A 21,537-nucleotide genomic window follows, 5' to 3' on the forward strand; every position below is an offset into this window, starting at 1 on the left:
AACATACACTTCCAAGCGGGAATAATTCAGCGGTAGAATGCTAGCTTCCCAAGCTGGAAGTCGCGGGTTCGAATCCCGTTTCCCGCTCCATATTTGAAACCCCTTTCCTGACATGCAGGCGAGGGGTTTTTTCATGCCCGCAAAAAAGCGTCACCCCTCATGGGCGAACATATTATGATATGAGTCTGAGCCAGTGTTTGCTGGTTGAACGTTCAATGAGTATATGGGTGGCATAAAGTTTCTGCTTTTCCCTTGCCTGCACGCTTTTTGCATGCAGGCGCATGAATTGAATGTTCAATCAATCGAAATTGAGTGCATGCACAATCATTGTAATCGATGCATCACTCTGAAAAAGCTGTGTGTAATGATTTTTTTGCGGCAAAAGTGAAATTTTTGGTTGATCCAATGGAGCGTTCTCCCGTATAAGTAAATTGCATCTTATGTCGCAGATTTTGCCAGATTCTCCGTCAAAATAAGGATCGGGTTGCCACAAGGCAGAAGACGCTTTTTCGAGACGAGGGAATTTCATAGCAAGAAGAGCTACTTTGTGTTCATCTATCGAGGAGGATGATTTCATGGCTTGGACTCAGGTGTACACACCCATTGCCGACAGCGTAGGCCTATCCGCCCTGTGCGCTGCAATCCCGCTCTTTATTCTGTTCTACATGCTGGCAGTCAAGCAGGCCAAAGGCCATGTGGCTGCCCTGCTCGGCCTTGCCGGCGCCCTGGTTGTTGCAATTTTCCTCTGGGGCATGCCCGTAGGCCTTGCTGTGAGCTCCACCCTGAACGGTGCAGCCTTTGGTCTGTTCCCAATTGTGTGGATCATCATCACGGCCGTGTGGATCTACAACATGACCGTGGAATCCGGCGAATTTGAAATCATCAAGTATTCCCTCTCCAGTGTGACGAACGACCGTCGCCTGCAGGCGCTCTTCATCGCCTTTGCCTTCTCCTGTTTCATCGAAGGTACAGCCGGATTTGGTACGCCTGCGGCCATCGCTGCAGCCATGCTCATGGGCCTTGGCTTCAAGCCCCTGTGGGCAGGCGGCATTGCCCTGATCGCCAACACCGCCCCCGTGGCCTTCGGCGCCATCGGCGTTCCGATCATCGTGGCAGCCCAGGTTTCCAACCTTGACGTCTTGCAGGTCAGCTCCATTGCCGGCCGTCAGCTCTCTCTCCTTGCCATCATCGTGCCCCTGTGGGTGTGCGTCGTGATGTGCGGCTTCAAGCGTTCCATGGAAGTTCTGCCCGCCATTCTGGTGTCCGGCGTTTCCTTCGCTGCTGCCCAGTTCCTGCTCTCCAACCTGCACGGCCCGACCCTGTGTGACGTTGCCTCCGCAGCAGCCAGCATCGTGTCCCTCATTGCCCTGCTCAAGGTGTGGAAGCCCAAGAACGTCTTCGTTTTCGAGGGTGAGGAAGTTGCCGAAGTGGAGGCCAGCAAGTACACTGGCGGTCAGATCCTGAAGGCATGGGCTGCCTACCTCATCCTTGCAGTGTTCGTGTTTTTCTGGGGCCTCGGCTTCTGGAAGAGCATGCTCAACTCCATTCCCGGCGCTGCCTTCAACTTCCCCTGGCCCGGTCTGCACGGCGAAGTGCTGAAGGCCGCCCCCATTGCTCCCGACGGCACAGTCTACGGCGCAATGTTCAGCTTCAACTGGCTCTCCGCTGGCGGTACGGCAATCTTCCTGTCCGGTCTCGTGTCCATTCCGTTCATGAGCAACTACTCCTTCGGCAAGGGCATTTCCTGCTTCTTCCGCACCCTTGGCCAGCTGAAGCTGCCCATTCTGACAGTGTCCACCATTCTCGGTCTGGCCTATGTCATGAACTACTCCGGCATGAGCTCCACGCTCGGTATTGCCTTCACCCATACCGGTTCCTTCTTCCCCTTCTTTGCTCCCATCCTTGGCTGGCTCGGCGTGTTCCTGACCGGTTCCGACACCTCCTCCTGCGCCCTGTTCTGCGGCATGCAGAAGGATACGGCCCTGGCAGTGGGCATGTCCCCCGAACTGGCAGTTGCCTCCAACGCCTCCGGTGGCGTCACCGCCAAGATGGTGTCCCCGCAGTCCCTGGCAGTGGCAACCGCTGCTACCAACTCCGCAGGCATGGAAGGCCAGCTCTTCCGCTTCTGTGTGTTCCACAGCATTGGCATGACCCTCTTCCTGAGTGTTCTCGCCTATCTCCAGGCTGGTCCCTTGAGCTTCATGCTCCCCTAGTGTACTGCTAACGTGATGTTCGGGCCCCGGTGTTTCAAGCACCGGGGCCCTTGTTTTATGGGGGTGTGCAGGCCTGGCATTCGGCCTCAAAAGGCCGGCTTGCCTTGCCATGAGTGAAAAAGACTGGCCCTGGTCCCCCTCACTCTCTTGTCGCAGGGGAGGCTTTTTTTATGTCTTCTTGTATTATGCGAAAAAAAGAGTTGAAAAAACAGTGAAATTCGCAAAATACAAATAAGATTTTTATGTATATTTTGTGAAAAACATGTTTTAATTATCTATATCAAAGGGAAAAAGAATGGATTTTTAATTGGTTTAACCAATTTTTGCGGCAAAGCTAGATACTGTTTGGTTATTCAATCAGCGTAGAAGGCATGGAAAAGCCTGAAAATAAGTGACGATTTCCGCTTTTTTCTTTGACATTAAACGACCATTGTGCTACGCAATTCCCCTGTACCGATTTGCTTGTCTGCTCACGAACGACAGGGTTTGTTAGAAACGCTGACGACCGTCCGCACGTCAAGGAAACCTTGATCCTCAACAATTTATCCGGAGAGAAGTATGGAAGTTTGGCATCAAGTTTACGCGCCGCTGGGGGGAACAGTCACTTCCGCCCTGGTGGCCAGCATCCCGCTGATTGCACTGTTCTACATGCTCGCATTCCGCAAATCCAAGGGCCATCACGCAGCCATCGTGGCCGTGATCTGTGCTTTCCTGTGCGCTGTCCTTGGCTGGGGCATGCCCGTGGGCATTGCCGCGAGCTCCTTTGTCTACGGCGCAGCCTTTGGTCTGTTCCCCATCATCTGGATCGTTATCACGGCCGTGTGGGTCTACAACATGACCGTTGACAGCGGCGACTTTGAACACATCAAATCGTCCATTGCACAGCTGACCGACGACCGTCGCCTGCAGGCCATCTTCATCGCCTTCGCCTTCGGTTCCTTCCTTGAAGGTACCGCCGGCTTCGGCACCCCGGTGGCCATCACCGCAGCCATGCTCGCAGGCCTTGGCTTCACCCCCATCTACGCTGCAGGCATGTGCCTCATCGCCAACACCGCCCCCGTGGCCTTCGGTGCCATCGGTGTCCCGGTTATCGTGGCCGGTCAGGTTTCCGGTATCTCCGACCTCCACATTTCCGCCTATGTGGGCCACCAGCTGCCGCTTCTGTCCGTCTTCGTGCCCATGTGGCTGTGCTGTGCCATGTGCGGCTTCAAGCGCGCCCTTGAAGTTCTGCCCGCCATCGCCGTGGCAGGCCTGTGCTTCGCTGGTTCCCAGTTCTTCTTCTCCACCTATCATGGCCCGACCCTGCCCGACATCATGTCGGCCCTGTGCGCCATCATCGGTCTCATGATCCTCCTGCGCGTGTGGAAGCCCCGCGCCATCTTCCGCTTCGAGGGCGAAGCTCCCGCAAAGGCCAACGATGGTCCCCTGCCCAGCACCGGTGAAGTCGTCCGCGCCTGGAGCCCCTTCATCATCCTCGCCATCATGGTTTTCCTCTGGGGCCTGCCCCAGTTCAAGAGCCTGCTCAACTCCGTGCCCGGTGCTGTGATCACCTTTGCCTGGCCTGGCGTTGACGGCCTTGTCATGCGTACTGCCCCCATCGTTGCCGAACCTTCCGTCTACGGCGCAAAGTTCACCTTCAACTGGCTGTCCGCCGGCGGCACAGCCATCCTCATCGGTGGCTTCCTGGCAGTGCCCTTCATGCCGAAGTACTCCTTTGGCCGCGCCTTTGGTTGCCTTATCAAGACAACCTACGTGCTCCGCTTCCCCATCCTGACCATCTCCCTCATCCTTGGTCTGGCCTACCTTATGAACTACTCCGGCATGAGCTCCACGCTCGGTATTGCCTTCACCATGACTGGCGCTGCCTACCCCTTCTTTGCGCCTCTGCTTGGCTGGCTCGGCGTGTTCCTGACCGGTTCCGACACCTCCTCCAACGCCCTGTTCTGCGGCATGCAGCGCTCCACTGCTGAAGTCGTCGGCATGGATCCCACCCTGGCAGTTGCCTCCAACTCCTCCGGTGGTGTTACCGGCAAGATGATTTCGCCCCAGTCCATCAGTGTGGCAACCGCAGCTACCGGCATGGTCGGCCAAGAAGGCAACCTCTTCCGCTTTGCCCTGCCTCACTCCATTGCCATGACGCTGATCGTCTGCGCCCTTACCTACCTGCAGTCCGGTCCGCTGAAGTGGATGCTGCCTTCTTTCTAAGGCTGAAGCAGGCGTAAATCCGGGATTCTGATCCCAATCCTTTCGGGGCCCGCCTTCGTGCTATGCGAAGACGGGCCCCGACTTTTTTCATATTTCCTGCAACCGACAGGCTGCCAAATCAGGACGAGCGCAAAATTTTGTGCCTGTGCCAGAGCGACACGGATTCTTGACTTTGTTATGTGGTTTTTCTATTTAATCAGTTTATAATTATATATTGATATATTTGATTCAAGGGAAGGAGGTACCATGCTCATCCTCGAAGAACCATATATTTCCCGCGAGCTTGCGGAATTTGCCGCAAGGAGCGGGGAGGCAGTCCTGGACAATGCCTCGGCAAGGGAAGCAGAGAAAAATTTCAATGTTTCCTTCAACCTTTTGGACAATGCAGCCTTTGCCGAACGCTGCTCAAGGGGCGAGCGCCTCTACACCAATTCCGAAAACGCCCTGGACTGGCTTTACACGTATTCCAAAAATCAGGAACTCATAGCACAGGTGGAACGGCTCAAGGACAAGGCCAGCATGCGCAGAGCCCTGGCACCCCTGTATCCTGACTATTCTTTCCGCGAACTCACCCTGGAAGAGGTTCTTGCACTCGACGCAAATGACCTTGTACTGCCCTGTGTCCTGAAGCCAAGCGTAGGCTTTTGCAGCCTTGGCGTGTACTGCATCGAAAACGAGGGCCAATGGCAGCACGCGAAGGACGACATCGCTGCCAATGTGGCGGACTGGTGCAGACAGTACCCCGCAGCTGTCCTTGGCGACAACAAATGGATTGTGGAAAGCCTCATTCAGGGAACGGAATATGCAGTCGACGTGTATTTCGACGACAAGGGCAAGGCTGTGGTCTGCAACATCCTGAGGCACGATTTTGCCTCGGCACAGGACGTGAGCGACAGGCTCTACTATACAGGCGCCGACATCATCCGCGACATGCTCGCTCCCCTGGAAGATTGGTTCAATACGGTGAACAACTACCTTGGCCTCAGGAATTTCCCGACCCACGTGGAGCTGCGCTGTGACAATACGGGACGCATTACTCCCATAGAGTTCAATCCGCTGCGCTTTGCCGGGCTTTCCTGCACGGATATAAGCCTCTTTGCCTGGGGCTTTGCCACCTACGAGTGTTTTTTGGACAACAAAAGGCCCGACTGGGAATCCATCCTGCGGGGCAGGGACGATCGTGTCTACACCCTCATGGTCCTCAACAAGCCTGAAAACTGTCCTCCTGTGACAAGCTTCGATTACGATGGCTTGTGTCGCCTCTTCCGCAAGGTCATCTGCCTGCGCAAGGGCTTCTACGACAAGTATTCCCATTTTGGCATTCTCTTTACCGAAACATTGCGCAGCGACTGGAAGGAACTCACGGACTTTGCCACGAACGATCTCACGGATTTCATCAACAAATAGCTTGAGCACAAGCCTTGCGTGAAAACAAGAACCGCAAGAGCCGACAATGGAGTGTGTTTCCAGTGGTCAGACTTTCTTTTGGTCTGTCGTAAGGGAACCTATTTCAAGGTCGCAAAAAAAAGGGGGAGCATCGCAATTGATGCTCCCCTTCGGGAAACTGTCCTGTTGATCTTGTCGGAAATGGCTTGTCTTATCCAGGCCCCGACACTTCGCCACTGTGGTCTAGTGCTTTTGCTGCAGTCTGTCGCGCACGACCAGGGCTATCATGTTCATGCCGAGCACAAGAACGATCAGCACAATGGCTGTACCGAACTGCAGGGGCCTTGTCTTGTCGATTTCGGTGCCGGCAGTGCAGAGAACATAGATGTGGTAGGGCAGGCACATGACGGAATCGAGAATCGAGGAGGGATTCTTGGGGGTGAAGAACACTGCAGCCGTGAACATGATGGCTGCGGTTTCACCAGCGGCACGGGCTACACCGAGAATGGCACCGGTGAGCATGCCGGGCAGGGCGCTGGGAATGACAACGCGGGCAATAGTCTGAGCCTTGCCAGCGCCAAGGGCCAGGGAGGCTTCCCTGTAGGTGTCGGGCACGCTGCGCAGGGCTTCTTCGGCCGTACTGATGATGACCGGGAGGGTGAGCACGGCAAGTGTCAGAACGCCGGAGAGAATGCTCACGCCAAAGCCCAGGAAGGTCACGAAGAAGGAGAGGCCGAACAGGCCGAAGACAACCGAGGGCACGCCTGCGAGGTTGTTCACGCCAAGGCGGATGATGCCGGCCATCTTGGTCTTGCCTGCGTACTCATTGAGATAGATGGCAGAGGCAACGCCAAGCGGGAAGGCTATGAGCAGTGCGCCAAGGGCCAGGATGGCAGTACCCACAATACAGGGAAGAATGCCACCCTCGGTCATCATGTTGCGCGGGGCCTCGGTGAGAAATTCAAGTGAAATGACAGGCAGACCATTATAGCAGAGATAGAGACACACTGCGGCCAGCACTGCCACGTTGAACCAGGCCGAGAGGCGCAGGAAGGCAAACATGCCCTTTTCCTGCATTTTGCGGCTGTAGGCTGTATCGGGTGCTATTGCTTGTGCTTGTGACATGTTCGCTCCCTGCTAGAGGCTGGAGGTACCCACCTGCCTGTGCTTGGCAGCAATGCGGTAGGCAATGACGTTGAAGATGAAGGTGAAGACGAAGAGCACGATGCCTATGGCAAACAGGGCGTGGTAGTGATCCGAGCCAAAGGGCGCTTCGGCCATTTCCGCTGCGATGGAGGCGGGCATGGGCCTGATGGGCGTAAAGAGGGAGTCGGGGATGATGCCTGCGCCGCCTGCGCACATGAGAACGACCATGGTTTCGCCAATGGCTCTGGACATGCCGAGCATGATGGCCGTGCCTATGCCGGAGATGGCTGCGGGAACCACAACGCGCACAATGGTCTGCCATTTGGTGGCGCCAAGGGCTAGGGAGCCTTCACGCAGGGAGTTGGGCACTGAGTGCAGGGCGTCTTCGGAAATGGAGCAGATGGTGGGCACTGTCATGACAGTGAGCACGAGGGCCGCGTTGAGGAGGTTAAGGCCAGTGTCTGCACCAAAGACATCCTGGATGAATGGAGCAAGCACAACCATGCCGAGGAAACCAAGGACAACCGAAGGCAGTGCAGCAAGAAGTTCGATAAAGGGCTTCAGGATGCGGCGCGTGTTGGAATGGGCGATTTCGTTCAGGTAGATGGCTGTGAAAACGCCGAGCGGAATGGCGAGCACCGAGGAGAGCAGGGTCACTGCAAGGGAGCCTGTGATGAGGGGCAGGATGCCGAAGACACCCGGATCTTCTGCCGGATACCAGAGGTCTCCGAAGAAGAATTCTCCAAGGGAGTAGTGGGCAAAGAGAGGCATGCCTTCCATGAAGAGGAAAATGACTATGCCTGCAAGAGCCAGGAGGGAGACCAGGGCTGTGAAGTAGAGGCCCTTTTCAACCAGTTTTTCCTTCAAAAGTCTGTTGGACATGAGATTTCCCGAAAAAAGAGTGATGCCTGACCAGGGGGCAAATGCCCCCATGGTCAGGCTTTGGAAGGGTATTTTGCCTACTTTTTCACGGGCATGGGAACGTAGCCTGCAGCGACAACGTCCTTCTGACCCTTGGTAGGATCAAGCATGTAGTCCATGAACATCTTCACATTGCCCTGGGGCTGGCCGTTGGTGTAGAGGAGAAGTTCACGGGAGATAGGCCAGGTGCGGGACACTGCGTTTTCGGGAGTGGCCTTGATGCCGTCAACGGTCATGCCGTGCACGGTCTTGTCCAGATAGCCGAGGCCGATGTAGCCGATGGCGTTGGGGTTCTTGGCAACAGCCTGCACCACAGCGCCGTTGGAGGCCTGCATCAGGGCAGCGGGCATCACGCGGGTCTTGTGCATGATGAGTTCGTTCCAGCACTCGAAGGTACCAGAGGAGGTGTCACGGCTGATGACGACGATCTTGCCGTCCTTGCCGCCAACTTCCTTCCAGTTCTTGATCTTGCCGGCGTAGATGTCGCGCAGCTGGGCGGAGGTCAGGGCCTTGACAGGGTTGGTGGTGTGGACCACGGGCACGATGGCGTCAAAGGCGATGGCGGTTGCAACAGGGTTCACCTTCTTGGCAGCAGCGGCCTTGGATTCCTTGTCGGCAATCACGCGGGAGCTCATGGCGATGTCGCACTGTCCTTCGATGAGAGCCTTGATGCCGTTACCGGAACCACCGCCGGAGATGGACAGGGCAACGTTGGGATGGGCAGCCATGAAGGACTCGGAGGCCTTCTGCACAACGGGCAGAACGGTGGTGGAGCCATTGATGACAACCTGGGAGGAAGCCTGAACGGTTGCGGGGGACAGGGGAGCAAGAAGGGCGGAACCGAGAACGGCCACGCCAAGAACTTTACCGAGAGACATAAAAACTCCTTCATTGTGCCCCCAGAGCATCCTTTCCCTGACATTGGGTAAAGGAGAGGGAGCAATGTGCTTCATGCTTCCGAAAAACTCGGAAGAGCTGATTGTTGGCATCTTTCAGGGCGGGTTGAACCATTGGCTCTCAAAAGGGCCCGCCTTTTTCTTGGCGGCAAAGTCCTTCCCTTCTGTTACATGTCCATGACAGACATGTGGAAAATTGGTGAAACATGGTTGTCACGTTTTTAAGTATATGGAATTACAAAATATACTTTGCATAAAGCGAAAAAATATTTTGCCTGGACTCTGGTTTTGCGCCACTCTTGTCACAGAATTGTCATACGTGCATCATGCTTTTGTGACTGTACGGGGATTGGATGAACAACCACAAAAATGGGGAACAAGCGAGAGTTTCCCCGGAGACTTTCTGGCCCCATGGACGGAGGACCCATGTCTGAAGGAACCATTCTCGTCATTGAGGACGATGCCGATATACGCGAGCTTTTGCACTTCAATCTGGCCGGCGAGGGCTTTCACCCCCTGGAAGCCGCAGACGGCGTAACAGGTTTGGCACTGGCAAGGGAGCATCTGCCCTGCTGCATCCTTCTGGATCTCATGCTGCCCGGCATGGACGGCCTTGAGGTGTGCCGCAGGCTGGCTGCAAATCCCCAGACCCAGGACATCCCCATCCTTATACTGACCGCCAGGGGCGAGGAAATGGATCGCGTAGTTGGCCTGTCCCTTGGTGCAGACGACTATGTGGTCAAACCCTTCAGTGTCCGCGAGCTCATGCTGCGCATACGCGCAATCCTGCGTCGCAGGACGCGTCCCGTGACCTCGGCTGTGGAAGCCCACGATATCCGCCTGGACCCCCAGGCCCACAGGGTTATGGTCTGCGGCAAGGAAGTCGTGCTCACTGCAACGGAATTTCGTCTCCTTGAAGACCTTATGCGCCACGCAGGATCTGTCCGCACCCGTGAACAGCTTTTGGACAAGGTGTGGGGCTACAGCTTCGACGGCTACGCAAGGACAGTGGATACGCACATGAGGCGCCTGCGTTCCAAGCTGGGCGATCAGCAGAAATTCCTTGAGACCGTGCGCGGCGTAGGCTACCGCTTCAGCGCCTGAAAACACCCTTGCGACGTTTCCTCAAATTTCGCGCCGTAAACGAAGCCCGTACAGTAAGTCCACAGTATCGGAGTAGGCTGTGCTCAAGTCCTTTACCCTGAAAGTTTTTGTCAGCGTCCTGTCCGCTGCCTTTTTGGCCATTGCTATTACGGTCTTTTTTGGCATCCGCACCATTGGCGATGGCCAGGAGCTCGACATACGCAACCGAATGCTGAGCGAGGCCTCGCTTGCAGCAAGGCTCTACACCCTGAACGGCAACAATGCCGTGGCCGTGCTGAACGCCCTGCAGCACTCCAATGCTGAAGAGGGTTCGGTTCCCCTGCGTCTCACCATCACCGACGCGAGCGGCAGGGTTACCTACGACAGCTCCGGTACCCCAAATGCGGAAAATTTCGACAACCACCTGGACAGGCCGGAAATCCAGCAGGCCATAAAGTCCGGCTTCGGCTACAGCATGCGCGACAGCGGCTCCCTTGACACCCGCTATGTCTACGCTGCCGTTACCCTGGAAGGGGGCGGCGTTTTGCGCCTTGCCGTGCCCATGGAAAGTGTGAAGCACGACATATGGAACAGGTCCGGCATTCTTTTGCAGGTGGGTTTCATAACAGTCATCATATCCTTCATCATAGCAGTGCTGGTCTCGCTTTCCTTGAAAAACTCCTTTTTGCCCATGATCGGCATAGTGAAGGAAATAGCCCAGGGCCAGCTGCATCGCCGCATTTTACAGATTCCCGGGCGCGAGTTCGCGCCCCTTGCCACGGCTGTCAATTCCATGGCCACCAGCATCGAGGAGCAGGTCCATTCCTATGCGGACAAGACTGCCCAGCTTGAAACCGTGCTGAACAGCATGAGCGACGGCGTTCTTGTCATGGATCCCAAGGGCCAGATTCGCCGCTGCAACAAGGCCATGGAACGCTACTTTCCGGAAATGGCCAAATCGGTTGGCCGCCAGGTGGTGGAAGTCATGCCTGCCCCACAGGTACAAATCGCCATAGAGGGCCTTTTGAACGAGGCAAGAAGCAAGAACGGCACAAACCAGTCCGTATCCATGCACCTTGGCCTTGCCACGGGCCAGGTTTTCTCGGTCTTTTTGTCAAAGCCTGCCAAGCCGGACCGCCGCTGCGGCCTTGTGGCGGTTTTCCATGATGTGACGGACATCATGCGCCTCGAACAGGTGCGCCGCGACTTTGTTGCCAACGTAAGCCACGAGCTGCGCACGCCGCTCACGGCCATCTGCGGCTACGCGGAAACAATCCTTTCCGTGAAGGACAAGGACAAGTGCCGCAAGTTTGCCGAAGTCATCTTGCGCAACGCCTACGGCCTTGAGCGCATGATCAAGGACCTTCTGGATCTGTCCACCCTGGAAAAGGAAGGAAGTTCGAAAAAGCTTGAGCCCGTCTATGTGCTCGACAGCGCCAACGAGGCCCTGGATATATGTGCCAGCGCCCTGAAAGAGCGCAACTTGAGCGTGGAATGCACCATCCCCGAGGACTGCGAGGTCATGGCCGACAACATCTACCTGAGCCAGGTCTTCCGCAATCTCATAGAGAATGCCTCCCGCTATGCGGACAAGGGCAGCACAGTGCACATCACGCACCGCTACGACAATGGGCAGGTTTTCCTGCGGGTCCAGAACAGGGGACCGCTTATTCCTCCGCAGGATCTGGAGCGCATTTTCGAGCGCTTCTACAGCGTTGAGCGCCACAGGGGACAGGCAGGCACCACAGGCCTTGGCCTTTCCATCTGCCGCCACATTCTCGAACGCTATCATGGTCGCATCTGGGCAGAGAGCCCGGACAGCCAGGGGTGCACGTCCTTTGTCTTTGCCCTGGAACGAGTCAAGAGAGCGCACGACAATGCTCCAGACAGTGAAGAGGCATGAGTCAGTCAGGACGTGGTCGTACATGACACACAGCTGACACATTTGTGGCATGGAAACGACAAGCCAATGGTGCACTTCACCGCACAACAAAGGATCATCCCCCACAAGGGGCAAAATTACCAATCCGGGCAGGACTTCTGCCTACCTTAAAGAGGATATTATGGACCTGAGTATGCAAGCCAAGAAAGTCTGCGTGTATTACGGCAGCAAGAAAGCCCTGAACGATGTGAGCATGGATTTCCCGAAAGGGGCCGTGACAGCACTCATCGGGCCTTCCGGATGTGGCAAGTCCACGTTTTTGCGCTGCCTGAACCGCATGAACGATCTTATTCCTGTCTGTCGCGTCGAGGGTGAAATCACCCTGGAAGGACAGGATATCATGGCAAAGTCCATGGACGTTGTTGATCTGCGCCGCAAGGTGGGCATGGTTTTCCAGAAGCCCAATCCCTTCCCGAAGTCCATCTTCGAGAACGTGGCCTACGGCCTGCGCGTCAACGGCGTGCGTGACGAGGCCCTCATTGCCGGCCGCGTGGAAGAAGCCCTGCGCAGGGCAGCCATTTTCAACGAGGTCAAGGATCGTCTGAACGACAGCGCCCTGGGACTTTCCGGTGGCCAGCAGCAGCGTCTGTGCATTGCAAGGGCCCTTGCAGTTGAGCCCGAAGTCCTGCTCATGGACGAACCCGCAAGCGCCCTGGACCCCATTGCGACCCAGAAGATCGAGGAAAGCATCCGCGAACTCGCAGGCGGTCTCACCATCATTATCGTGACCCACAACATGCAGCAGGCAGCCCGCGTTTCCGACTACACTGCCTTCTTCTACATGGGCAATCTCATCGAAACCGACAAGACGGACACCATCTTCACAAGGCCTGCCAAGAAGGAAACCGAAGACTACATCACCGGCCGCTTCGGTTAGAAAAGGGTGCCTTTGGCACTCTTTGTTCTGCAGTTTTGCTACTCAAGGTCACATATTTCAGACAAGGACAACGAGGATACCATGAACCTGAATCAGCAGGAATACTATATCGAGCAGATGATAGTTAGTCTGCGCACAAGGCTGCTTGTGATGGGCGCCTCTGTGGAAATCGCAGTGGACAACATGCACAAGGCCGTCAAGGAACTCAATGTGGGCACAGCCCAGGCAGTCATCGAGAACGACGATGACATTGACGATCTTGAAAACGAAATCGACGAAAGCTCCCTGACCCTTCTTGCAAAATCCCAGCCTGTGGCCAAGGATCTGCGCTTTGTCATCAGCTGCCTGCGCATGGTGACCGACATGGAGCGCATTGGCGACGAGGCAGCCGCCATTTGCTCCCAGGTCATCCTCATGGACGGTGCGGACAAAAACCAGGTCCTGGGGCTTCTTGGCAGGCATCTCGAGGCTGCAACTACAGCCTTTGCCAACGCCATGAATATCGTGCGCGACATGGATGCCACCAAGGCACGTGAAATGAACGAGCACACGGACGATGACGCAGTGCAGAGTGAAGTGGCTGTCATGGACACGCTCATGCGCAGGCTGGACAAAAACAGCGAGGATCACATCGATCCCCTGCTGGCCATGCATCTTATCCTCATGACCCATTCCCTGACCCGTATCTGGAGGCGTTCCGCCAATATGGTGGGCCATGTCTGCTTCGCCTGCATGGGCCAGAGCGTCAAGCACGCAAACAAGAAGAGCAAGTAGGAAGAGCAAGCAGGACAAGCATTTCGCAACCGATTTTCCAGACTCCCTCCCAGGGAAAACAAAAAGCCCGAGCATGAAGCCCGGGCTTTTTGTATGGGAAGGAAAGAGAAACTCTACTGCACAAGATTGTACTTTTGCAGGGTTGCGACAAGCTTTGCGCGCTGTTCTGCGGAGAGGGGGAAGAGCGGCAGACGCATTTCCTCTTCCACCTTGCCCATGAGCGCAAGCGCTGTCTTCACCGGAATGGGGTTGGTGACAGAGAACATGGAGTGGTGCAGAGCAAAGAGCGCGTGGTGCTGCCTGCGGGCCTCTGCAAGATCACCGCTCTCAAAGGCCTTCCACATGGAGGCCATGGCCTTCGGAGCAATGTTGGAGGTCACGGAGATGATGCCGCAGCCGCCCAGTGCCCAGAGGGGGAAGGCCGTGAAATCGTCGCCGGAGAGCACGCAGAAATCCTCGGGGCAGGCCGCGATGACTTCGGCGCCCTGGATCATGTTGCCAGTGGCCTCCTTGATACCGGCAAAGTTGGAAAATTCCCTGGCAAGCCTGCCCACCACAGGGGGGAGCATGTTGCAGCCGGTGCGGCCTGGCACGTTGTAGGCGACAATGGGAATGTCCACGGATCTGCATACTGCCGCGTAGTGGTAGTAGAGGCCTTCCTGGGTAGGCTTGTTGTAGTAGGGGGTGATGAGCAGGGCGCCGTCGGCGCCGGCTTCCTGGGCAAAGAGGGTCAGGCTGATGGCTTCGGTGGTGTTGTTGGAACCGGATCCAGCCAGAACCTTGACGCGGCCCTTGACCTGGTCCACGCAGATTTCGATGACACGTTTGTGCTCGTCGTGGGAAAGGGTGGCGGATTCGCCTGTGGTTCCGCAAGGAACAAGACCCTGAACGCCTTCCTCTATCTGCCAGTCGATAAGGGCACGGAAGGCTTCTTCATCCACATTGCCATTCTTGAAGGGCGTGACAATGGCTGTGAAAACTCCTGAAAACTGCATATAAACTCCTTGAGCTCAGACCCGGCAAAAGGGCGTGAACATTGCGACTTTCGAATAGTTGCACAATGGCAGGGGAAAAGCAAGCAAGCGCTGTTGCCAAAATTGGCGCCAAAAGGGCGAATCAGGGGCATGTTCCCTGCTTCGCCAAAAGGTGCTGTAGCCTTTGGCATGAAAAAAGCCCCGCAAGGTTGGGCGGGGCTTCAAGTGAGGAATCTATTTGGGGTGGCTGCCCCATGGATTTTGTTACGACACCATGCGCAGGCCTATGATGCCGGTCACGATGAGGGCCAGGCAGACAAGGCGTTGAACGCTTGCGCTTTCACCGAGGAAGAAGATGCCGACAAGGACAGCGCCCACTGCACCTATGCCTGTCCAGACCGTGTAGGCAGTGCCAAGGGGGAGTTTGCGCATGGCAAGGGAAAGCAGCGCAAAGCTTGCCACCATGAGCACTATGGTCGCGACAGAAGGCCACAGGCGGCTAAATCCGTGGGAAAGTTTCATGGAGCCAGCCCAGGCTGTTTCCAGAAGGCCGGCGATCACAAGATAGACCCAGTCCATACTGATATACTCTCTTGGTCTTGTGAGGTCGTCCCCGTTTGCTTTTGAGACTACAGGGTCGTCCCCGCAGCCTTGGAAAAATTCGTTGTTCCCCTGCTTGTAGACGGAGGAAGTCTTGGAGGCAAGCCCCTTGAAAGGCCATTCATATTATGTTGGGTTGAGCCAAAGGGCAGGTCTGGAGTGCCAGGGATGGGGATGATGGGCTCTCAAGCCGAAGTTTTTCTGCCACCTTGCAAAACCAGGAAGGCGAATATGTGTATCTCGCACAACACCCGCCACGGAAAAGGGCAACCTCCCTGTAGGAGGGACCGCTGTTGTCCAGGACAAGGACAGAATCGAAGACTTTAGTTGCCTGTACAAGATTGGCAAGGGAGCGCTCGTACCTTCGACAAATGTCCTCGGCGGGAACGTTGTGTCCGCCATTGCGCACCCTGCTTCGTACCCTTGCAAGGGCCAGCGCAGCACTTTGCAGGCCAATGTAGATCAGCGTGAGCGTGAAACCTGCGTCCTTCGCTCTTGCGGCAATGGAGAAATCGAATTTTGATGTGAGTGTTGATTCCTTTATGAAGGGTGTCCCTTGGGCAATGTATTCCCGTACTCGTCTGGACACTTCCCTGCCAGCTGTGACAGCCGTCAGGTGTTCTTCCAGGGAAATCCTGTCTGGATCAAGGAGGGCGTATCCCTTCTCCATGCAGTGTGCCGCACGCGTGAGCGTGCTTTTGCCGGCCCCGTTGCAGCCGCAGACGAAGATCAGTTCAGGCTTTTGCCGCATGACGTCTCTTCCTGTTCTGCTGGCTCAATGTATTCGAAGGTGCCGTCGGGATTTTCCTGAAAAAGGCGTCCTTTTTCGTCAGCCATGACAAGGGGGATGCCCTTGCGCAGCTGTTCTTCCAGGATGGCTCTCTGGCCTATGAGGCCGTTGCGCAAAATTTTCCCGGCCAGACTGTCTTCCTGAACCATGGGGTTGTTCAGCCTCCTGGACAAAGTCTCCTTTCGCTTTGTCTCAAAGTATTCCTTGCTCAATGTTTGGGGCATTGCCTGTCTCCTCCTTTGGGGAATGGGGGCCTTAGGCCTGTTCCCCATGACCTGAAACTCTTTTTTGGGACTGTGCAAACACGACTGTGAACACATTGCCCTCATCCCACAGGCTGTGGCTCACCTGCCAGCCCATGCGTTCGCACCCCCGTTGCACAAGGGAAAGCCCAAGGCCGCTGCCGGGAGTCTTGTCATTGCCGCGCATGCCGCGCTCGAACATCCTTTTTCGCACTGCCTCGTCTATGTGGGGGGCAGTGTCGCGCACAGTAAAGCCCTGCGCATTCAGGGTGAGGACAATGGAGCCTGTGCTTGTGTAGCGGCAGGCGTTGTCCAGAAGATTGTGCAGGACAAGGGCTGCCAGATCCGGGTTACCGCGGATCATGAGGTGGTCTGCAAGATGCGCCTCGTAGACAATGGGACGATCCTTGAGAAGGTCCGATACAAATTCCTCCTCGTTTCTGGCAAGTGCGCTCATGTCAAAATGGTGCTGTTCCAGCTGTTCCGGCTTTCTTGCCAAAAGAAGCATGGTCGCAACCGTGCCCGTCATGGTGGCGAGCGTTTTTTGCATGCGCGAAAGCACAGGCGTTATGCTTGCGTCCCGTACCCTGAGCTCCAGAATTTCCGTGCAGCCCTGCAGGACAGTGAGGGGGGTGCGCAGTTCGTGGCTCACGTCCCCGGTAAAGAGCTGTTCGCGCACAAGGAAGGCCTTGAGACTTTGCTCGCGGCTGGCAAAAGCCCGGGCCAGGCGTCCCACCTCGTCCTTGCGGGAGCACAGTTCGCTCTCTTCAAGGGAAGCGTTGTCGCGCACCCTGTCTGTGAGTTGCACCACAGGGGTCACAAGTCTTCTCGAAAGCCAGAAGGAAAGAAGCAGCGAGGCCAGAAGGCTTGCCGCACCGCAGGCCATGGCTGCAGTGAACATGGCTTCCTCTATGTCGTCCAGATCCTCCACCTTCACCACAACCGCATACACATGGCCGTCCATGTCGGCACTGACAAGGACGTAGCGCTCATCTCCTATGCGGTTGAGTTCCTCCTTGCCTGGCGCTGGACGAAACTCGTCAGGGATGTCCCCGTCCGTGTACCAGAGAACGCGCAGATCAGCAGCCAGAGAGTGGATCTTGGCTTTTTCGCCATCCTTCGAGGCCGCAACCAGCATGTGCAAAATGGGATCCATGTGCCAGCGCACAATATGGGAAATTGTGAAATTGTAGGCGACAAGACCGCAGAGGGAGAGCACGAAAAAACAGGCGAGGGAGAGACCGGCAAGGCTCAAGGCAATGCGGGTCCGCATGCTGTGCCTGGCATGTTCCCTGAAGGCCAGAAGAGTCTTTATCCCCCAAGGGCGCATTTTCCCTTCTCTCTTGCGCACAAAGCGCAGGAAATGCTCTGTCAGGTTTCCAACCCCCTGGAGTATCCATTGTCGTTTGCCCATGCCAAAACCTCCCTGGCCCTGAAAATCGGAAATTCCGAAACACCGGAAATCCGGATTTTCGGAAAATGTTTCGCAAGGGGAACCTATGCGTCAGACATGTTTTTTCTTGGCACATCCGGCTTTGCCAAAACAAAGCCCACATGAGGCACGGTCTTGAGCAGGGGAATGGTGAAGGGCTTGTCGAGCTTGCTTCTAAGCTCATGAATGTGGGTGCGCAACACATCGCTGTCCGGAGGATTGTCACCCCAGAGCATCTGTTCAAGGTCCTGGCGGCTGACAACGGCTGGCGCTGCCCGCATAAGTTCCTCCAGGATGGAGAAGGCGGCAGGCCCAAGGCGTATGGGCAGGCCGCTGCGCGTGACCTTGTGGGTTGCGGGATCAAGTTCTACATCCTCGAAGCGCAAAATGCTCGCCACCTGCTCGCCCCTGGCCCTGCGCACAAGAGCCCGCAGCCGTGCGTCCAGTTCCTTCATGGAAAAGGGCTTCACAAGATAGTCGTCCGCCCCGCAGTCAAGGCCGCTCACCCTGTCCGCCACAGTGTCTCTGGCTGTAAGCATGAGGATGGGCAAGGCCCTTGCGTGGCGCTCGCGCAAGCTTTTGCATACGGCAAGGCCGTCCATGCCGGGGAGCATGATGTCGAGCACCATGACGTCGTAGCTATTCTTTATGGCAAGCTTCAGGCCAGCCAGGCCGTTGGCTGCGCAGTCAATCTGGTAGCCCAGGGGTTCAAGGAAGGCGTAGAGGTTGGCGGTAATGTCTTGGTTGTCTTCCACTATCAGCACGCGGATGGCTTTTGCTGGCATGTGGCCTCCTGCAAGCGAGACGGGCCACGACGGGATGCGCCATGGCCCTGTTTTTTGGGGGGATTTGCAGACAGTCCTAGCGGAGGACTTCCAGGTAGTCCACGTCCACTTCCTTGTTGCCGTGGTCGTAGTCCACTTCGCCTACAATGCGAATCTGTGTTTCGGGAGTCACGGTCTGGCCGCGGAACTTCCTCTGGTCTATGTCCACCACAACGGATCCAGTCTCGTCACGGAAGGTATACTTGTAGGGGCCAAGCTGTTCCACAAGGCGACCCGTGAGGCTGACCTGCGTGTCGTCGTGGGCTTTTGCCACCTGGCTTGCCTTGGTGACGCCCTGGCTCTTCGGTCCCTTGAAACCGCCCTGGGTCTGGGGAGCCGGTTCTGTGCCGGGTCCCTTGAAAGCTGCCATGGCAGGGGTGGCAAGGGCAAGAACGAGAAGGGCAGTGAGAAGTACGCGCATGATTTGGCTCCTGTCTTGGCCGTCTTTTTTTGGGGGAGCGGCCAGTTTTGTTGTATTGTGTAGTCCGAATGTATAGTCCGAATTTCCGTGCCTGGGGAGGCTGCCATTGATGGAAAGACTTCTAGCCTGGCAGGCGTTAGGAAAATGTGAAGACAGGGAGCACCACGCCAAAAATCTGCATTTTTTTGCAAAAAAGGGGCCCCGATGTGGCGGCCCCAATGGTTTGTCCTATTGCTGCACAGGGTTTTTCCTGCGCAGGGTCAGGCAGGGAGAAAGCATTCCTTCTGTCATCATTTTCCTGCGCAGGCTCTTGAGCTTCTTTGCCAGGGCAGCAATGTCCTGGGAGGCAGGTGCCTCGGGTGAAAGGCGCAGGAGGGGTACTCTGCGGCACACCGCCTCCTGCAGGGCAGGGTCGTGGCGTATGGAGCCAAGGATCTTGGGCGTTATCTGCAAAAATTTCCTGCTTGCACCAACAAGGCGCGTTCTTGTGAGCGCTACCTCGTCCTCGCCAAAGACATTGTTCACCACAATTTGGAAATTGCTCATGTTGTGGCTCTTGTTCAATACCTTTATGAGCGCGTAGGCATCGGCTATGGCCGTAGGCTCGGGCGTTGTGACGACAAGGGGAACCGCGCAGGCCCTTGCAAGCAGGCGCACCGTATCCGAAAGTCCTGCGCCAAGGTCAAGCAGCACAAAGTCGTGCTTCTCTGCCAATGGCCGCACGCTCTTGATGAGCTGCTGGCAGGATTTTGCGTCGAGCTGGGCCTGATTGCCTGTACCAGAGGCAGCAGGCAGTACATTCAGCCCCGAAACGTCCGTGTGCAAGACGCTTGCAAGATCCGTTCTTCCCTGCAGGACATCCCACAGTGTTCCCCCAGGCGTAAAGCCCATGAGCACGTCCACATTGGCAAGGCCCAGGTCACCGTCCAGGACCAGCACTCTTGCACCTGCGTTTTGCAGGGCAAGGCCCAGGTTCAAGGTTACGTTGCTCTTGCCGACACCGCCCTTGCCGCTTAAGACAGCAATACTCAGGGTCTGGCCCTGGGTACGAGCCTCCTGGCGGGCAGCGCCCTGGGCGCCGGTTTTTGCCACCACCCTCCTGGGGGAAGCAGAGCTCTGGCTTTTTGTGGCACCCCTTTGCCCGGTTCCTGCCCCTGGCAGGCCTTTGTTCGCTACTGGCATATCACTACTCCTGTCGAGAACATTCAGCAGGAAAACAGGAAATTCTTTTCTTCCACGCTGACCCTGGCCGCATCCTCGTCGCTGCGTTCACTTCCCGGAAGGCTGATCGTTTGGACCTTGTCCTCCGCAGACGCCTTGGAAAGGGCCTTCTCGAAGAACGAGAGGACGCGCTGTGCCCCCCCGGAAAGCAGGACAGAATCCGGAACGCTGCACAGCAAAAGAGCGCAGGGGCAACCCGCAAATCTCAAGACATTGTCCCCGGCCCTGCGCGCAGCCTCCTCGTCCTGCCTTGGCTGCACAAGCACGGCAGACCTCGTGTCCAGGACAAAGATTCTGTCGCATGCCTTGGCTACGCTTGCAAAATGTCCGCAGACAGAGCCGCCACTCTCGCCAAAAAGGCGCAAGCCAAGAAGCTGCGTTGCAGCAAAGCCCCTTTGGCAGCGTACTTCCTCGGCCTCAAGTGCGAGAGCAAGTTCTTCTGCCTCGTGGCAATCAATTCTTCTGAGAACTGTTTTGCTCATGTCTGTAGAGCAGGTAGGCGTGGGTAAAGCCGTCTATGTCGCCGTCGAGCACAGCGTCCACGTCCGTGGACTCGAAGTTTGTGCGGTGATCCTTCACGAGCCTGAAGGGCTGCAGGGTATAGGTGCGGATTTGGCTGCCAAAGGCAATGGCCTCCTTGCTGGCGTAATTGGCCTGGCGCTCCGCATCCCTCTTTTCCAGTTCCAGGTTGTAGAGCCTGCCCATGAGGATGCGCATGGCGCTGTCCTTGTTGTGGTGCTGGCTGCGCTCGTTCTGGCACTGGGCAGTGATGCCCGTGGGAAGGTGGGTGATGCGCACTGCCGAGGTTGTGGTGTTCACGCCCTGGCCGCCGGGACCGGAGGAGCGGAAGGTGTCTATGCGCAGATCCGATTCCTTGATGTCCAGCTTTATGTCGTTGCCGATGTCCGGAATGACGTCCAGAGAGGCAAAGGAGGTGTGGCGCCTGCCGGAGGCGTCAAAAGGCGAGATGCGGATAAGGCGGTGTATGCCGCGCTCGGATCTGAGCTGCCCGAAGGCATAGGGGCCCACTATGCGCAGCGTCACGCGCTTGATGCCTGCCTCTTCGCCTGGCAGATAGTCCAGTTCCTCCACCTTGAATCCGTGGCGGGCTGCCCAGCGCAAATACATGCGCTCGAGCATTTCCGCCCAGTCCTGGGCCTCTGTGCCGCCTGCGCCGGAATGGATTTCAATGATGGCGTTTTGCTTGTCTTCCTCGCCGCCAAGGAGGGTGACCATTTCCGTCTCGTCCAGCCTTTTTTCCAGTTCGTCGCACTGTGTTTTCAGACTGTCCAGCATTTCTTCGAGCTCGTCGCCCTCGGCTTCACCGCACAGTTCAAGCAAGGCTTCCTGATCCTCCCAGCAGGATTTTAGGGCTGAAGAGCGCTCTATGTCTTCCTCCAGCCTACTCTTTTCCTGCAGTATGGGGCGCAATTCCTCGTGATTGCTCCAGGCGTCGGGGTCAGCCAGCCTTTTTTCTATGTCCTTGAGCTTGAGTTTTCCTTTTTCAACGTCAAAGGCGCCCCCAGAGGGTCTGGAAGCGGTTTGTCAGTTCCTGACAGCGGGGGCGGAGTTCACTGAGCTGTTGCATAT

General features: G+C 56.5%; 20 protein-coding genes and 1 tRNA gene. 8 read left to right on the plus strand and 13 right to left on the minus strand.

The window, feature by feature from the left end; all coding sequences use genetic code 11:
- The first annotated feature begins 15 nt into the window (after nt 1-15).
- The 4 genes from B5F76_RS11990 (at nt 16) to B5F76_RS12005 (ending at nt 5,825) form a co-directional block, all read left to right on the plus strand.
- Nucleotides 16-90 (plus strand) — tRNA-Gly (locus B5F76_RS11990).
- Nucleotides 91-575: 485 nt separating this feature from the next.
- A complete protein-coding gene (locus B5F76_RS11995; RefSeq protein ID WP_087354884.1) occupies nt 576-2,213 on the plus strand; it encodes an L-lactate permease in 1,638 nt (545 codons plus the stop codon).
- 558 nt (nt 2,214-2,771) lie between these two features.
- Nucleotides 2,772-4,418 (plus strand): L-lactate permease, encoded by a 1,647-nt coding sequence (locus B5F76_RS12000; RefSeq protein WP_087354887.1) that lies wholly within the window; start codon nt 2,772-2,774, stop codon nt 4,416-4,418.
- Between the two features lie 246 nt (nt 4,419-4,664).
- Nucleotides 4,665-5,825: an ATP-grasp domain-containing protein gene (locus B5F76_RS12005; RefSeq protein WP_087354889.1), complete on the plus strand. Its 1,161-nt coding sequence runs from the start codon at nt 4,665-4,667 to the stop codon at nt 5,823-5,825.
- Between the two features lie 222 nt (nt 5,826-6,047).
- On the opposite strand, the gene pstA is transcribed toward B5F76_RS12005, so the two are convergent.
- From pstA to B5F76_RS12020, 3 genes are all read right to left on the minus strand, one after another.
- On the minus strand, nt 6,048-6,866 hold the full coding sequence (gene pstA, locus B5F76_RS12010) for a phosphate ABC transporter permease PstA (RefSeq protein ID WP_087354931.1): 819 nt from the start codon (nt 6,864-6,866) through the stop codon (nt 6,048-6,050).
- A 75-nt stretch (nt 6,867-6,941) separates the two neighbouring features.
- Nucleotides 6,942-7,832 (minus strand): phosphate ABC transporter permease subunit PstC, encoded by an 891-nt coding sequence (pstC, locus tag B5F76_RS12015; protein ID WP_087354933.1) that lies wholly within the window; start codon nt 7,830-7,832, stop codon nt 6,942-6,944.
- 77 nt (nt 7,833-7,909) lie between these two features.
- Nucleotides 7,910-8,749 (minus strand): phosphate ABC transporter substrate-binding protein, encoded by an 840-nt coding sequence (locus B5F76_RS12020; RefSeq protein WP_087354890.1) that lies wholly within the window; start codon nt 8,747-8,749, stop codon nt 7,910-7,912.
- A gap of 444 nt (nt 8,750-9,193) precedes the next feature.
- Here B5F76_RS12020 and B5F76_RS12025 point away from each other — a divergent pair, with 444 nt between their 5' ends.
- From B5F76_RS12025 to B5F76_RS12040, 4 genes are all read left to right on the plus strand, one after another.
- The gene (locus B5F76_RS12025) at nt 9,194-9,871 is read left to right on the plus strand and encodes a winged helix-turn-helix domain-containing protein (RefSeq protein ID WP_087354891.1); all 678 of its coding nucleotides are present in this window, start codon (nt 9,194-9,196) and stop codon (nt 9,869-9,871) included.
- Between the two features lie 79 nt (nt 9,872-9,950).
- Nucleotides 9,951-11,753, plus strand: a complete 1,803-nt coding sequence (locus B5F76_RS12030) for a sensor histidine kinase (RefSeq protein ID WP_087354894.1) — start codon at nt 9,951-9,953, stop codon at nt 11,751-11,753.
- Between the two features lie 172 nt (nt 11,754-11,925).
- The gene (pstB, locus tag B5F76_RS12035; RefSeq protein WP_446717638.1) at nt 11,926-12,669 is read left to right on the plus strand and encodes a phosphate ABC transporter ATP-binding protein PstB; all 744 of its coding nucleotides are present in this window, start codon (nt 11,926-11,928) and stop codon (nt 12,667-12,669) included.
- Nucleotides 12,670-12,750: 81 nt separating this feature from the next.
- Complete coding sequence (locus B5F76_RS12040; RefSeq protein WP_087354897.1) at nt 12,751-13,443, plus strand: phosphate signaling complex PhoU family protein; 693 nt, start codon at nt 12,751-12,753, stop codon at nt 13,441-13,443.
- Between the two features lie 113 nt (nt 13,444-13,556).
- On the opposite strand, the gene dapA is transcribed toward B5F76_RS12040, so the two are convergent.
- The 10 genes from dapA to prfB form a co-directional block, all read right to left on the minus strand.
- Nucleotides 13,557-14,438 carry a 4-hydroxy-tetrahydrodipicolinate synthase gene (gene dapA / locus B5F76_RS12045; RefSeq protein ID WP_087354900.1) on the minus strand — a complete coding sequence of 294 codons (882 nt, stop codon included), beginning with the start codon at nt 14,436-14,438 and terminating at the stop codon, nt 13,557-13,559.
- 243 nt (nt 14,439-14,681) lie between these two features.
- On the minus strand, nt 14,682-14,996 hold the full coding sequence (gene sugE / locus B5F76_RS12050) for a quaternary ammonium compound efflux SMR transporter SugE (protein ID WP_087354901.1): 315 nt from the start codon (nt 14,994-14,996) through the stop codon (nt 14,682-14,684).
- Between the two features lie 142 nt (nt 14,997-15,138).
- Nucleotides 15,139-15,768 (minus strand): zeta toxin family protein, encoded by a 630-nt coding sequence (locus B5F76_RS12055; RefSeq protein ID WP_087354903.1) that lies wholly within the window; start codon nt 15,766-15,768, stop codon nt 15,139-15,141.
- Nucleotides 15,747-16,031 carry a hypothetical protein gene (locus B5F76_RS12060; RefSeq protein ID WP_087354904.1) on the minus strand — a complete coding sequence of 95 codons (285 nt, stop codon included), beginning with the start codon at nt 16,029-16,031 and terminating at the stop codon, nt 15,747-15,749. The genes B5F76_RS12055 and B5F76_RS12060 overlap by 22 nt, the downstream gene beginning before the upstream one ends.
- A gap of 31 nt (nt 16,032-16,062) precedes the next feature.
- A complete protein-coding gene (locus B5F76_RS12065) occupies nt 16,063-17,463 on the minus strand; it encodes a sensor histidine kinase (protein ID WP_087354906.1) in 1,401 nt (466 codons plus the stop codon).
- Between the two features lie 83 nt (nt 17,464-17,546).
- Nucleotides 17,547-18,266 carry a response regulator transcription factor gene (locus tag B5F76_RS12070; RefSeq protein ID WP_087354909.1) on the minus strand — a complete coding sequence of 240 codons (720 nt, stop codon included), beginning with the start codon at nt 18,264-18,266 and terminating at the stop codon, nt 17,547-17,549.
- Nucleotides 18,267-18,342: 76 nt separating this feature from the next.
- Nucleotides 18,343-18,726 (minus strand): YgiW/YdeI family stress tolerance OB fold protein, encoded by a 384-nt coding sequence (locus B5F76_RS12075; RefSeq protein WP_087354911.1) that lies wholly within the window; start codon nt 18,724-18,726, stop codon nt 18,343-18,345.
- 228 nt (nt 18,727-18,954) lie between these two features.
- Nucleotides 18,955-19,908 (minus strand): MinD/ParA family protein, encoded by a 954-nt coding sequence (locus B5F76_RS12080; protein WP_087354913.1) that lies wholly within the window; start codon nt 19,906-19,908, stop codon nt 18,955-18,957.
- Nucleotides 19,909-19,931: 23 nt separating this feature from the next.
- A complete protein-coding gene (locus B5F76_RS12085; RefSeq protein WP_087354915.1) occupies nt 19,932-20,429 on the minus strand; it encodes a hypothetical protein in 498 nt (165 codons plus the stop codon).
- Nucleotides 20,401-21,535 (minus strand): peptide chain release factor 2 gene (gene prfB, locus B5F76_RS12090; RefSeq protein ID WP_204218402.1). Its coding sequence is split into 2 segments (ribosomal slippage): nt 20,401-21,459 and nt 21,461-21,535, totalling 1,134 coding nucleotides; the frame shifts between segments, so codons are not numbered across the junction. Before prfB ends, B5F76_RS12085 begins: the two co-directional genes overlap by 29 nt.
- Nucleotides 21,536-21,537 lie beyond the last annotated feature (2 nt).

Source organism: Desulfovibrio sp. An276 (assembly GCF_002159665.1).
Lineage (GTDB): Bacteria > Desulfobacterota > Desulfovibrionia > Desulfovibrionales > Desulfovibrionaceae > Desulfovibrio > Desulfovibrio faecigallinarum.

What these genes read in the sequence shown, in the direction of transcription:
- B5F76_RS11995 (WP_087354884.1), top strand. Translation starts at nt 576, where the DNA reads ATGGCTTGGACTCAGGTGTACACACCCATTGCCGACAGCGTAGGCCTA.
- B5F76_RS12000 (WP_087354887.1), top strand. Translation starts at nt 2,772, where the DNA reads ATGGAAGTTTGGCATCAAGTTTACGCGCCGCTGGGGGGAACAGTCACT.
- B5F76_RS12005 (WP_087354889.1), top strand. Translation starts at nt 4,665, where the DNA reads ATGCTCATCCTCGAAGAACCATATATTTCCCGCGAGCTTGCGGAATTT.
- pstA (WP_087354931.1), bottom strand. Translation starts at nt 6,866, where the DNA reads ATGTTTGCCTTCCTGCGCCTCTCGGCCTGGTTCAACGTGGCAGTGCTG.
- pstC (WP_087354933.1), bottom strand. Translation starts at nt 7,832, where the DNA reads ATGTCCAACAGACTTTTGAAGGAAAAACTGGTTGAAAAGGGCCTCTAC.
- B5F76_RS12020 (WP_087354890.1), bottom strand. Translation starts at nt 8,749, where the DNA reads ATGTCTCTCGGTAAAGTTCTTGGCGTGGCCGTTCTCGGTTCCGCCCTT.
- B5F76_RS12025 (WP_087354891.1), top strand. Translation starts at nt 9,194, where the DNA reads ATGTCTGAAGGAACCATTCTCGTCATTGAGGACGATGCCGATATACGC.
- pstB (WP_446717638.1), top strand. Translation starts at nt 11,926, where the DNA reads ATGCAAGCCAAGAAAGTCTGCGTGTATTACGGCAGCAAGAAAGCCCTG.
- B5F76_RS12040 (WP_087354897.1), top strand. Translation starts at nt 12,751, where the DNA reads ATGAACCTGAATCAGCAGGAATACTATATCGAGCAGATGATAGTTAGT.
- dapA (WP_087354900.1), bottom strand. Translation starts at nt 14,438, where the DNA reads ATGCAGTTTTCAGGAGTTTTCACAGCCATTGTCACGCCCTTCAAGAAT.
- sugE (WP_087354901.1), bottom strand. Translation starts at nt 14,996, where the DNA reads ATGGACTGGGTCTATCTTGTGATCGCCGGCCTTCTGGAAACAGCCTGG.
- B5F76_RS12055 (WP_087354903.1), bottom strand. Translation starts at nt 15,768, where the DNA reads ATGCGGCAAAAGCCTGAACTGATCTTCGTCTGCGGCTGCAACGGGGCC.
- B5F76_RS12060 (WP_087354904.1), bottom strand. Translation starts at nt 16,031, where the DNA reads ATGCCCCAAACATTGAGCAAGGAATACTTTGAGACAAAGCGAAAGGAG.
- B5F76_RS12065 (WP_087354906.1), bottom strand. Translation starts at nt 17,463, where the DNA reads ATGGGCAAACGACAATGGATACTCCAGGGGGTTGGAAACCTGACAGAG.
- B5F76_RS12070 (WP_087354909.1), bottom strand. Translation starts at nt 18,266, where the DNA reads ATGCCAGCAAAAGCCATCCGCGTGCTGATAGTGGAAGACAACCAAGAC.
- B5F76_RS12075 (WP_087354911.1), bottom strand. Translation starts at nt 18,726, where the DNA reads ATGCGCGTACTTCTCACTGCCCTTCTCGTTCTTGCCCTTGCCACCCCT.
- B5F76_RS12080 (WP_087354913.1), bottom strand. Translation starts at nt 19,908, where the DNA reads ATGCCAGTAGCGAACAAAGGCCTGCCAGGGGCAGGAACCGGGCAAAGG.
- B5F76_RS12085 (WP_087354915.1), bottom strand. Translation starts at nt 20,429, where the DNA reads ATGAGCAAAACAGTTCTCAGAAGAATTGATTGCCACGAGGCAGAAGAA.